This window comes from Knoellia sp. AC549 (assembly GCF_979258975.1).
In genome coordinates this window covers 2,613,165-2,625,350 of sequence record NZ_OZ409890.1, presented here as the reverse complement: position 1 = coordinate 2,625,350, position 12,186 = coordinate 2,613,165, and the positions used below count along the sequence as shown (strand labels likewise).

Annotated in this window: 9 protein-coding genes and 1 pseudogene; 8 read left to right on the top strand and 2 right to left on the bottom strand. The window is 71.4% G+C overall.

Going from position 1 to position 12,186, the window contains the following annotated elements; genetic code table 11:
- Nucleotides 1–29 precede the first annotated feature (29 nt).
- The 7 genes and pseudogenes from ACZZ98_RS12825 (at nt 30) to ACZZ98_RS12795 (ending at nt 8,593) form a co-directional block, all read left to right on the top strand.
- Nucleotides 30–423: pseudogene (locus tag ACZZ98_RS12825) on the top strand (TOBE domain-containing protein).
- Nucleotides 420–1,241 (top strand): molybdate ABC transporter substrate-binding protein, encoded by an 822-nt coding sequence (modA, locus tag ACZZ98_RS12820; protein WP_463516600.1) that lies wholly within the window; start codon nt 420–422, stop codon nt 1,239–1,241. Before ACZZ98_RS12825 ends, modA begins: the two are co-directional and overlap by 4 nt.
- Nucleotides 1,238–2,032 (top strand): ABC transporter permease, encoded by a 795-nt coding sequence (locus tag ACZZ98_RS12815; protein WP_463516599.1) that lies wholly within the window; start codon nt 1,238–1,240, stop codon nt 2,030–2,032. The genes modA and ACZZ98_RS12815 overlap by 4 nt, the downstream gene beginning before the upstream one ends.
- Nucleotides 2,029–3,093 (top strand): sulfate/molybdate ABC transporter ATP-binding protein, encoded by a 1,065-nt coding sequence (locus tag ACZZ98_RS12810; protein WP_463516597.1) that lies wholly within the window; start codon nt 2,029–2,031, stop codon nt 3,091–3,093. Before ACZZ98_RS12815 ends, ACZZ98_RS12810 begins: the two co-directional genes overlap by 4 nt.
- A gap of 32 nt (nt 3,094–3,125) precedes the next feature.
- Complete coding sequence (locus ACZZ98_RS12805; RefSeq protein ID WP_463516595.1) at nt 3,126–4,127, top strand: quinone oxidoreductase family protein; 1,002 nt, start codon at nt 3,126–3,128, stop codon at nt 4,125–4,127.
- 102 nt (nt 4,128–4,229) lie between these two features.
- On the top strand, nt 4,230–6,347 hold the full coding sequence (locus tag ACZZ98_RS12800; protein WP_463516594.1) for a hypothetical protein: 2,118 nt from the start codon (nt 4,230–4,232) through the stop codon (nt 6,345–6,347).
- 146 nt (nt 6,348–6,493) lie between these two features.
- Nucleotides 6,494–8,593 (top strand): hypothetical protein, encoded by a 2,100-nt coding sequence (locus ACZZ98_RS12795; RefSeq protein ID WP_463516593.1) that lies wholly within the window; start codon nt 6,494–6,496, stop codon nt 8,591–8,593.
- Nucleotides 8,594–8,602: 9 nt separating this feature from the next.
- Here the strand turns inward: ACZZ98_RS12795 and ACZZ98_RS12790 are convergent, their stop codons facing one another.
- Together ACZZ98_RS12790 and ACZZ98_RS12785 are read right to left on the bottom strand one after the other, a co-directional pair.
- Nucleotides 8,603–9,316, bottom strand: a complete 714-nt coding sequence (locus ACZZ98_RS12790) for a LuxR C-terminal-related transcriptional regulator (RefSeq protein ID WP_463516592.1) — start codon at nt 9,314–9,316, stop codon at nt 8,603–8,605.
- Nucleotides 9,313–10,566, bottom strand: a complete 1,254-nt coding sequence (locus tag ACZZ98_RS12785; RefSeq protein WP_463516591.1) for an ATP-binding protein — start codon at nt 10,564–10,566, stop codon at nt 9,313–9,315. Before ACZZ98_RS12785 ends, ACZZ98_RS12790 begins: the two co-directional genes overlap by 4 nt.
- Nucleotides 10,567–10,692: 126 nt before the next feature.
- Between ACZZ98_RS12785 and ACZZ98_RS12780 the strand changes: the two genes are divergently transcribed.
- Nucleotides 10,693–12,186 (top strand): PspC domain-containing protein, encoded by a 1,494-nt coding sequence (locus tag ACZZ98_RS12780; protein ID WP_463516590.1) that lies wholly within the window; start codon nt 10,693–10,695, stop codon nt 12,184–12,186.

The following is a 12,186-nucleotide window of genomic DNA, read 5'->3' as shown; positions in this document are numbered from 1 at the left end:
TCCGCATCTGCGGCGCTAGACTGGCAATCATGCCGCTCATGAGGATCAGCGAAGCCGCCGGATTCCTCGGTGTCAGCGACGACACCGTCCGTCGCTGGGTAGACAGCGGCGCCCTCGACGCCCGGTCCGACGAGGCCGGACGCAAGGTCGTCGACGGACACGCGGTGGCGCTCCTCGCCCGCGAGCAGGCCCGCGCCGTCGCCGACCCCTCGAGCGTGGGCCGCTCCGCCCGCAACCGCTTCGTCGGCCTCGTCACCGACATCACCATGGACAAGGTGATGGCCCAGGTCGAAGCTGCAGTGCGGCCCGTTCCGGGTCGTCTCGCTCATGTCGAGCGAGGCCGTCCGCGAGCTCGGTCTCGAGCTCGGTTCCGTCGCCGTCGCCGTCGTGAAGTCGACGACCGTCATCGTGGAGACCCCGTGAACATCGCGTATGCCGTCCGCTCGTCCATCGCTGTCGCCGGCCTTCTGCTCTTGGCCGGGTGCGGAGGAGACGGAGCGTCGGGCGCCACGGGTCCGCCTGCAGCACAGTCGAGTTCGTCCAATGCTGCTCGACGCACACTCACGGTCTTCGCGGCTGCCTCGTTGCAGAAGTCCTTCGAGCAGATCGGGGACGACTTCGAAAAGGCGCACCCCGGGGTCACCGTGAGGTTCAGCTTCGGTGGCTCCTCGGGCCTGGTTGCCCAGCTCTCCGACGGCGCCCCCGCCGACGTGCTCGCCACCGCCAACGAGCCCACGATGAAGAAGGCGGTCGCCGAGGCCCTCCTCGCCGGCGAGCCCACACCGTTCGTGTCCAACACCCTCCAGATCGTCGTGCCCAAGGACAACCCTGCCGGCATCCGCTCCTTCGCCGACCTCGCCAAGACCGACGCCAAGGTCGTCCTCTGCGCCCCGGCCGTCCCCTGCGGCGCGGCGAGTGTCGCCGTCGAGAAGGCCGCCGGCATCGACATCAAGCCGGTGAGCGAGGAGCAGGCCGTCACCGACGTCCTGGGCAAGGTCCGCTCCGGTGAGGCCGACGGCGGCCTCGTCTATGTCACGGACGTCATTGCCGCCAACAGCTCCGGCGCGGGCGAGGAGGTGACCGGTCTGGACTTCGCCGAGGCGAAGTCGGTCGTCAACATCTACCCCATCGCCGCGCTCAGGGGCGCCACCGACGCCACGCTCGCCGGCGAGTTCGTCGCCGCGACCACGAGCGCCGAGGGCCAGAAGGTCCTGCAGGCAGCGGGCTTCGCGGCGCCGTGACCCACCTGACGATCCCGCGCTGGCTCGTCGTCCCGGCAGCCCTCGGTGCGTTGCTCGTGGCCGTGCCGGTCCTGGCGATGGCCCTCACCGTCGACTGGGCCAACTTCTGGCCGCTCGTGACGTCCGAGGCGTCCAGGGCCGCCCTCTGGCTCAGCCTCCGCACGGCGACGATGAGCACCGTGCTCTGCCTGCTCTTCGGCATCCCCCTCGCAGTCGTCCTCGCTCGCACCCACGGCACCGCAGCCACCCTCCTGCGCTCTCTCGTCCTGCTCCCCCTGGTCCTCCCACCCGTCGTCGGCGGGATCGCCCTGCTCCAGGCATTCGGCAGGCGCGGCCTCCTCGGCCACACGCTCGAGGTCCTCGGCCTCGAGATCGCCTTCTCGACCACGGCCGTCGTCATCGCCCAGACCTTCGTCGCGATGCCCTTCCTCGTCCTGAGCCTCGAGGGAGCCCTCCGCGCCGCCGGCACGCGATACGAGGAGGTCGCGTCCACTCTCGGCGCCGACCCCTCGACCGTGTTCCGGCGGGTCACCATCCCCCTGGCCCTGCCGGGCCTGCTCTCCGGGACGATCCTCGCCTTCGCGCGCTGCCTCGGGGAGTTCGGCGCCACGATCACCTTCGCGGGATCCCTCCAGGGCACCACCAGGACCCTCCCCCTCGAGATCTACCTCCAGCGCGAGGGCGACCCCCGAGCCGCCGTCGCCCTCTCACTCGTGCTCGTCGCGGTCGCCGTGCTCGTCATCGGCCTCACCCGCGCCCGGCGCGACTCCCTCGCAGCAGGCACCTCATGAGCCCGACCTGCTCGCTCGACATCACCGTCCACCGCCGCGACGTCGACGCCCAGGTCACCGTCGACGACGGCGAGACCCTGGCCCTCCTCGGCCCCAACGGTGCCGGCAAGTCGACGATCCTCGCCGCCGCCGTCGGCCTCCTCCGACCCGACGCCGGAACCGTCCGGCTCGGCGACCGCATCCTCTCCGACGCCGGCGACGCGGTCGGCAGCACTCGCACCTGGGTCCCGCCACACGCCAGAGGCATCGCCCTCCTCGCCCAGGACGCTCGCCTCTTCCCCCATCTCAGCGCCCTCGACAACGTCGCCTTCGGCCTGCGCGCGGGTGGCGCGTCCCGGCGCGACGCCACCGAGCGGGCGGTGCGATGGCTCGAGGAGGTGGGCATGGCGGCATACGCCGGCCGTCGTCCTCGCGAGCTGTCCGGCGGCCAGGCCCAGAAGGTCGCGATCGCGCGCGCTATCGCCGTCGAACCTGCCGTGCTCCTCGTCGACGAACCCCTCTCGGCGCTCGACGTCGAGGTCGCGCCCGACGTCCGGGACCTGCTGCGCCACGTCACGCAGGACCGCACGACCATCCTCGTCACCCATGACGTCCTCGATGCCGCACTCCTGGCCGACCGGGTTGCGGTGATCCACGGTGGTCGGGTCGTCGAGGAGGGCGAGACCAGCCTCGTGCTCAGCCGCCCGACGAGTGACTTCGGTGCCCGCTTCGCCGGGCTCAACCTCATCCGCGGCGTGGCCACCGACGGAGCCCTGCGTATGCCGGACGGTCGCCTCCTCCACGGTGTCGCGGACTCCGCCGTGGACGAGGGTGATGCGGTCGCCGCCGTCGTGGCCCCCTCGGCCGTGAGCGTCCACCTCGACGCGCCGCACGGCAGCCCCCGCAACAGCCTTGCCGCCACCGTCGTCGACCTCGAGCCCCACGGCCACCTGGTGCGGGTCCGCACCGACCTCATCAGCGCCGACATCACACCGGCCGCCGTGGCGGACCTCCGGCTCGCGCGCGGCGACCGCGTCGTCCTCGCCGTCAAGGCCACCGAGGTCCACCTGCACCGCGCCTGATCGCCCCCGCGGATCACGGCTAGCCTGAAGCGATGACGTCCGGTTCTGCCCTGCCCGAGTCCGCCCCCGCTCTCGTCGTGACCGCCCATGGAGGCGGCGAGGTCCTCGAGGTCCGAGACCAGGCGCTGCCGGCGCCGACCAGCAGGCAGGTGCTCGTGCGGGTCGCCGCGGCCGGCGTGAACTTCATCGACACCTACCAGCGCGAGGGCGTCTACCCGGTCCCCACGCCGTTCGTGTGCGGGAACGAGGGCGCGGGCGAGGTGGTCGCCGTCGGAGACGACGTCAGCAGCTTCGTCGTCGGCGACCGCGTCGCGTGGGGCCAGGGCGCCGGCTCGGCCCAGACCTACGCCGCCGTCGACACCAGGAACCTCGTCCACGTCCCACCAGGAGTCGACCTCGAGACCGCAGCAGCCGCGATGCTCCAGGGCCTCACGGCTCACTACCTCTCGACGAGCACGTATGCCGTCCAGCAGGGCACCGTCGCGCTCGTCCACGCCGCCGCCGGCGGCGTCGGCCAGCTCCTCACCCAGATGACCAAGAAGCGCGGCGGACGGGTGATCGCCACCGCCGGCTCCGCCGAGAAGCTCGAGACCGCCCGCGAGCGCGGTGCCGACGAGCTCATCAACTACAGCGAGGTCGACGACCTCGCCGCGACCGTGCGAGAGCTCACCGACGGCAAGGGCGTCGACGTCGTCTACGACGGCGTCGGCAAGGACACGTTCGAGGCATCGCTGGCCTCCCTCCGTCCGCGCGGGCTGCTGGTCCTCTACGGCGGCGCGAGCGGTCAGGTCCCGCCGTTCGACCTCCAGCGGCTCAACAAGCTGGGCTCGCTCTTCGTCACCCGCCCGAGCCTCGGCGCCTACCTCGCGACGCCCGACGAGCTGCGCGCGCGCACGACCGACCTGTTCGAGTGGATCGAGTCCGGTGAGGTCCAGGTCAGCATCGGTGGGCGCTACCCCCTCAGTGACGCACGCACGGCATACGCCGATCTCGAGGGGCGCCGCACGCAGGGCAAGCTGCTCCTCATCCCCTGACTTCCCTGAACCCGTGACACGCCTCCCAGCCCCGGGATAAGGTCCGCCCAGCATCGCAGCGCGATCGCGCAGGGGCGGTCTGTTCACCAAGGGGAAAAAGTCATGAAGCGTTGGTCTCGCGCGTCGTCTCTCGGCGCGCTCCTCCTCGTCGCTGCGCTGTCCGCGACTGCGTCTCCCATCACGGCTTCGGCATCCGGACCCACCCAGGCGGTGCCACCGCGCAACGAGATGACAGTCGTCTCCTCGACGGACGCCGCTGTCAGGTCGGTCACCTCGACGGCGCCGGTCATCACCGGCACCGGCTCGAACCGCACCTTCGCGGTCGGCTCGACCTCCGTCCACATCCGTCCGTCGGATGACCAGCCGCTGAAGGTGGGCACGTTCGACATCCGCGGGGGTGCCGACGGCGTCCTGCTCGAGGTCCACGGCGACGGCCGGTCGTGCGTCACCTTCACCGGGACGATCGTCATCCACGAGGTGAGCTACCAGGATGCCGAGCTCACCTCCCTGGCCGCGACGTGGCAGCAGCCGTGTCAAGGCACCGGCAACAGCGTCGGCGAGCTGCGGCTCAACAGCACAGTCGACTCCCAGCGTGCAGGCGCACTCCCCCTGGGTCAGGACGCCCCCTCGCGCCGTGTCACGTTCACCGCCCCCGAGGCGACGACCATCGCCGACCTGGGCTGGACCGGTGACCTGGAAGTCGTTGCCGACAACGACACCTGCAGGGGTGCCTCACTCGCCGCAGGGCAGACGTGCACGGTTGACGCCGTGATCCGACCGATCGAGGCGGGAGGGAGCTTCATGGCCCTGACCGTCCTCGACGCCGAGGCCAAGCGCCTCGACACCGTCACCATCACGGCCCTCGGCACCGAGACTCCCAACGGGGCCTACACCTCGCTCGCCACACCGAGGCGATTCCTGGACACCCGGCCCACGAACACGCCGCTCCGTGCCGGGACCCCCCGGGACGTCCAGGTCATGGGCGTCAACGGCATGCCCTCCACCGGGATCTCGACCGTCGTCGTCAACCTCACGGTGGTCGCGCCGGGCAGTGGCGGCTACCTCACGGCGTACCCCGCCGGCACGACCGCACCCGCGGCGTCGTCGATGAACTTCTCCAAGGGTCAGACCGTCGCCAACCTCGTGACCGTCAGGGTCAACGGCGGCAAGGTCCGACTCCTGTCGAGCGCGAGCACGAGCCACGTCATCGTCGACGTCGTCGGCTACTACCGCAACCCGGCCGGGACCTCGGGCACCCCTGGCATCTACGGGTCCTTCCAACGAGTGGAGCCCTTCCGCCTCTACGACAGCCGCAGCGACGTCAAGGTGGAACCCCAGGAGGTCTTCGACCTGGCTGCCGACTTCGGCGACGTCAACCGCAACATCAAGGCCTTTGCGCTCAACGTGACGGCGGTCTCACCCGAGGGCTCGGGATACCTCACGCTCTGGAACGGCGTCAACGGCGCGACGACACCCACCGTCTCCAACCTCAACTTCACGACGGGCCGGGTGGTCCCGAACATGGCGATCGTCCCTGTCGGCAACTGCGGCTACTGCGGCGACCTTCCGGCGTTCACGGTCGCCAACGGGTCGGCGAAGCCGGTCCACGTCATCGTCGACATCGTCGGGTTCTTCGACGACGACACCCTCGACCGCGGTTCCCGTCTCAAACCGCTCGCCAGCCCGAAGCGGATCGTCGACTCGCGCTCCAAGCTGGGCCTCTCGCCCCTCACGGAGGGCGCCACGGGCACGGCGAGCGCGGCGTCAGTGAGCACACGGTGGACCACCGTGCTGTCGGGCAACTTGACGGCGGTGGCGCCGACGAAGAACACCTGGCTGACCATCTGGGAGGCAGGCGAGCCCAAACCGGACGTCAGCTCGATGAACCCCTACGCGGGCCAGAACGTCGCGGCGATGGTCATGCCCTACATCTCCCGCAACAGACAGTTCTCGGTGAACAACGCCCTGGGGACGACGAACGCCATCCTCGACGTGGTCGGCGCGTTCGAGTTCTACCGCGTCGCGGACGTTCCCGTCGAGAGCGGCGTCCTCTACGGTGCCCGTGCCGACGCAGCCGGGGGCGCGGGACGCAGCTTCGGCCCATCGGCCGAGGCATCGACGGGCGAGCGCTTGATGCCCCACCGGGGCGAGACGTCCACGGGCGAGACGCCCACGGGCGAGGCGCCCCGGGGGCGGTCGCCCAGGATCAACTCGCGCTGAGGCAGCACCGTCGCCACGGGCGGTGCACGCAGGGAAAGCTGCCGCTCATCCCCTGAACGAGTGACAGGCAGCCCCGCGCCGGGATACTGTCCGCCCAGTGCCGACGCGCGATCGCGCGAGGCGGTCTGTTCACCAAGGGGAACCTCATGAAGCGCTCGTCCCGCGCGTCGTCTCTCGGCGCGCTACTCCTCGTCGCCGCACTGTCCGCGACCGCGTCCCCCCTCACCGCCTCGGCATCCGGACCCTCCGTGGCCGTCCCACCACGCAACGAGCTCGCGGTCGTGGCACCCGCAGGCGCGACCGTGGCCTCTCTCGCGTCCCAGTCGCCGACCATCACCGGGTCCGGCTCGAGCCGGACCTTCACCGTCGGCACCACCTCCGTGCGGCTGAGCGCCTTCACGGGCGAGAAGTTCAAGGTGGGCACCTTCCAGCTGGGCACCGCTGCCGGCCGGCTCGGGGTCCGCATCACGGGCAACGGGTCCACCTGCACCGACGGCGCCAGCTCTCGGGTCACCGTCCATGACTTCGCCTACGAAGGTGATCAGCTCACCTCCCTCGCCGCGACCCTCCAGGCCAACTGCTCCGGGACCGGACAGACCGTGGCCGAGCTCCGCCTCAACAGCACTGTGGCCGCCCAGCGGGCCGGCAGCCTGCCGCTCGGCAAGAACGCCGCCTCGCGCCGCCTCACCTTCACCACCCCGGAGGCCACGACCGTCCGGGACCTCGCCTGGGCCGGCGACCTGTCCAGCGAGGTCAGGAACAACACCTGCACCAACGCCACCCTGCCGGCCGGCGGGACGTGCACCGTGGACGTCGTGGTGCAGCCGCTCGAGACCGGCGCCGAGTACCTCGCCCTCGCGATCCGCGACGCCGACTTCACGCGCCTCGACACCGTCTCCGTCGCCGCGATCGGCACCGCGACCCCTGACGGCTCCTACACGCCTCTGGCCAAGCCGCGACGCTTCGCCGACACCCGTGCGACCAAGTCACCCCTGCGCGGGGGCGTTCCACGCGACTTCCAGATCGTGGGTGCCAACGGCCTGCCGTCGACCGGCATCTCCTCCGTCGTCCTCAACATCACCGTCGTGGCGCCGACGGTCGGCGGCTACCTCTCCGCCTACCCCGCGGGCCAGGCCCCGCCCAACGCCTCGTCCATGAACTACCCCAAGGGCTGGACCGGGGCCAACCTCGTGACCGTCCGCACGGGGGCCGGCACGCTCAACGGCAAGGTCCGCCTCCTCACGAGCGCCGGCCTCACCAACGTGCTCGTGGACGTCGTCGGCTACTACCGCAACCCCGCCGGCACCTCGGGCACCCGGGGCATCTACGGGTCCTTCCATGCCTTCGAGCCGTTCCGCCTCTATGACAGCCGCAACGACAGCAAGGTGGCCGGTCAGGAGATCTTCGACCTCACCGCCAACTTCGGTGCCGACAACCCCAAGGTCAAGGCGCTCGCGCTCAACGTGACAGCGGTGGCCCCGGAGGGTTCCGGCTTCATCACCCTGTGGAACGGCATCAACTCGCTGGACGTGCCGACGGTGTCCACGCTGAACTTCACGGCAGGACGCACCGTCCCCAACATGGCGATCGTCCCGGTCGGACGCCTCAACAACCTTCCCGCCTTCACGGTCGCCAACGGCTCGAAGCAGAAGGTCCACGTCATCTTCGACGTCGTCGGCATCTTCGACGACGACACCCTCCCCGAAGGGTCCCGCCTCACCGCGCTCAACACCCCGAAGCGCATCCTGGACACCCGCAGCAACCAGGGGTTCGGCAAGCTGGGACCGAATGCCACGGGCACCGGCGATGCCAACGCCGTGGCCGGCAGCTGGACCACGTCGCTCTCGGGCAACCTCACCGCCGTCGCACCCACCCGACCCGCCATCCTGACGATCTGGGCCGCGGGCGATGCCCGGCCACTCGTCAGCGCCATGAACCCGGCAGCCGGGCAGGTGGTGGCCAGCATGGTCATGCCATCGCTCTCGGAGACCAACCGCTACTCGATCTACAACGGCAGCGCCGGGACGACCAACGTCCTCCTCGACGTCGTCGGGACCTTCGAGCGCTATCGGGCGAGCGAGTACGCCCCGGGCATTGGGGTCATCACCGCCTCTGCGGCTGCGACCGGCATCGTGGGCAACGGGAGCACCGGCGAGGGCACCAAGACCGACACCCTGAGTGCCGGCCCGAAGGACGCGACCGCCAGGACCCTCGGAGCCGCGTCGCCGAAGCTCAACGTGCGCTGAGGGCGCGCCTCACACCAACCGACGCCCCATGGCCCACGCGGTGAGCTCGTGGCGTGACGACAGCTGGAAGCTGCGGAGCACCGAGGACACGTGCGTCTCCACGGTCTTCACCGAGATGAAGAGCTCCTTGGCGACCTCCTTGTACTGATAGCCGCGAGCGATGAGCCGCATGACCTCGCGCTCGCGCGCCGAGAGGCGGTCCAGCTCCTCGTCGACCTCGGCGATCTCGCCGGCCGCCGCTCCGAAGGCGTCGAGCACGAACCCGGCGAGCCGCGGCGAGAACACCGCGTCACCATCGGCGACCCGCCGCACCGCCGTGCCGAGGTCCCGGGCCGTGATCGTCTTGGTGACGTAGCCGCGAGCGCCCGCACGGATGACCGCGATGACGTCCTCGGCGGCGTCGGACACGGACAGGGCGAGGAAGCGCACCGGGGCCCCGGCCTCGCTCTCGACCCCGAAGCAGCCGTTGATGACGTCCGCACCGCCCTTGCCCGTCCCACCCGGCAGGTGGACGTCGAGCAGCACGACGTCCGGCCGGGTCTCGCGGATGACCTTGACGGCGGCCTCGACGTCCGGCGCCTCACCGACGATCTCGATCGCGGCGCCGGACTCCTCGGCGAGCTCGCTGCGCACCCCCGTGCGGAACATGCGGTGGTCGTCGACGAGGACGACGCGCACCGGGCCGGTCCGGGGCGCTGCGGGCTTCTTGGGCTCAGTGCTCATGACTGCTCTCCTTCGAGAGGTGGGAGCGTGAGCTCCACCTCGGTTCCGTCCTCACGGCGGCGGACCTTGGCGGTGCCCCCGTGTCGCTCCATCCTGCCGAGGATCGAGGCGCGCACGCCCAGCCGGTCCCCGGGGATGTCGGCGAGGTCGAATCCTTCGCCGCGGTCACGGACGAACGCCTCGACCCCGCTGGGCCCGATCTCGGCGTATGCCGTCACCGGCGGTTCCCCGTGCCGGGTCGCGTTGAGCATCGCCTCGCGCATCGCGCGGACGAGGGCGGTGCCGTGCTCCTCGAGCGGGCGGTCACCCGTGACGACGAGGTCGATGACGACCCCGTTCTGGTCCTCGACGTCGTGCGCAGCGGCCGTGACCGCAGAGGCGAGGGTCTCGTCGGAACCGGCGGGCCCGGCATACAGCCACGAGCGCAGCTCGCGCTCCTGGGCGCGGGCCAGCTGCGTGACCGACGCGGGGTCGTGCGAGCGACGCTGGATGAGGGCCAGCGTCTGGAGGACGGAGTCGTGGAGGTGGGCGGCGATGTCGGCGCGCTCGTTGGCCCGCGCCGCGACCTCCTGCTCCTGGCGGTAGTCGCGCCAGAGACGCACCACCCAGGGAGCGGCGATGAGGGTGGCCCCCACGAGGACCGCGACCGTCGCGAGGAGGGCGTCACCGATCGCGGCGAACGAGTTGCCGCGGACCGTGAGCACGAGGATGCCGATGACCGCGACGGTGATGCCGAGCCCGAGGCGCAGGACGAGCATGCCGCGGTCCTGCTGCTGGGTGCCGAGCCACTTGGTGCGCTCGGCGTCGTCGAGGTGCGACCAGGCGACGGCGACACCGGCGGCGATGAGCAGCAGGGGCAGGAGCACCCCGGCGCGCACGTCCACGCCGGCGAACTGCAGACCCACGACCGTCCCGACGAGGACGAGCAGCCCTCCGGCCGCGACGAAGGTGCCCCACTTGGACTCGCTCAGGCCGGACACCGCACGCAGGGCGCCGGGCTCGCGCTGCTCGCCGCCGAGGTCGCTCGACGGTGTCACGACCCACAGGAAGAGGTAGACCGGCAGACCGGGGCCCGAGATCGCCAGGACGATGAAGGCCAGGTACACCCAGCGGCGACGCACCTCGAGGTGGTCGGCGATGCCGGCACACACCCCGCCGAGCCGCCGCCCGTGGAGGGGTCGGGTCAGCGCCGGTCGTCCCGGCGGAAGGACGACCGCCGGCTCCTTGACGCGTTCGTAGGGTGTGGCCACACCCCCATCCTGACGCACGAACGCGGGGATGTCGGTGGGTGCAGGGGTCTCGTGGGGGTCACCTCAGGGCGACGTCAGGGTCGACCCTCATGGCAGCAGGGCCCCACGTCGGCCACTGTTGGTGACATGACGCAGACACCAGGGCCGGCTCAGACCGCCCACGACCAGGGCCAGTCGCAGGGCCAGCCCCAGGGCCAGTCGCAGGGCAGCAAGTTCTGGGACGACATCCTCTCGATCGGCATCCGCCGTGACCGCTCCCGCCAGTGGTTCGGTGGCGTGTGCTCCGGCATCGCCCGCCGGGTCGACGTCGACCCGGTCCTCATCCGGGCGGCGGTGATCGCCCTGACCCTCCTCGGTGGGTTCGGCATCGTCGTCTACCTCGTGGCCTGGCTCCTGCTGCCCGACGAGACCGGCCGCATCATGGCCCGCGACGCCCTCGACCGTGACGGTGGTGGCGACGCCGGTGGAGCCATCGCCCTGTCGGTCATCGCGCTGATCGTCATCGCGGCGATCGTCTTCGGCGACAACGGGTTCCTCCTCGGCTGGGGCATCGTCCCGCTCGCCGTCATCGGCTGGCTCGTGTGGCGCCACCAGCAGCGCAGGGAGGGCGTCGCCGCATCCCCGTGGATGGCCGCCCCCACGGCGGCGGGTGCCACTGGTCCCGCCGGAACGGACGTGTATGCCGCCAGCTCGGCTCCCGCGTCCTACGCACCCATCCATCCGGGCACCCCGGGTGCCCCGGGCGAGGCGTCCGACGACTGGCAGCCGCCACCTGCTCCCCCGGTGCCTCCCCGCGCCCACCTGCCGCTCGCGCCGCCCCCGCGACGTCCGCGCCGACGCGGCGCCGGTTTCGCCGGCTTCGCGCTCGTCCTCGGTGTCGCGATCGTCGGCTACGGCGCCGGCCTCATGCTCGATGAACCGCTCGACTTCTCCGGCTCCCGCGAGCTGTTCGGGGGCATCATCGCCCTCGGCGCGGCCTCGCTGGCCACGATGGTCATCGGCCTGACCGGCCGCCGGAGCCTGATGTCGGTCACCCTCGTGACGATCCTCGGACTCGGCACCGTCGGCGCCGCGATCGGCGACGAGGCGTGGAGCGGAGGGCAGGGCACCCGCACCTGGACGCCGGCCGTCTCGACGACCATGACCCGCTACGAGCTCGGCGCCGGCGACACCACGCTCGACCTGCGGCCCCTCGTCGCCCAGCTCGCCGACCCTGCTCAGCAGCCGACCCCGCCGCCCACCCCCACCCCAGCGCCCACGCCCAGCCCGGCTCCCACCGCTCCCGCACCGGGCGCCTCGGCCGCCCCGGGCCCGTCCGTGTCACCGCCGACCCCACCCACCGCAGCCGTGCCGTCCGTCCCTCAGCAGATCGAGGTCCAGCAGGGAGCAGGCGAGATGACGATCATCGTGCCGGCAGGGGCCAGCGCCCAGATCCGCGCCCACTCGGCCTTCGGTGACGTCCAGGTGCGCGGCAACCTGCCGGGCGGCGTCTCCGCACGTGACCGAGGCGATGCCGACGGGCCCAGCGAGACGCTGACCGTCGACCTCGGCACCGGCGCCCCCACCATCATCGTCCGCGCCGACGTGACGTTCGGCCAGATCACCATCCAGGAGGGCTGA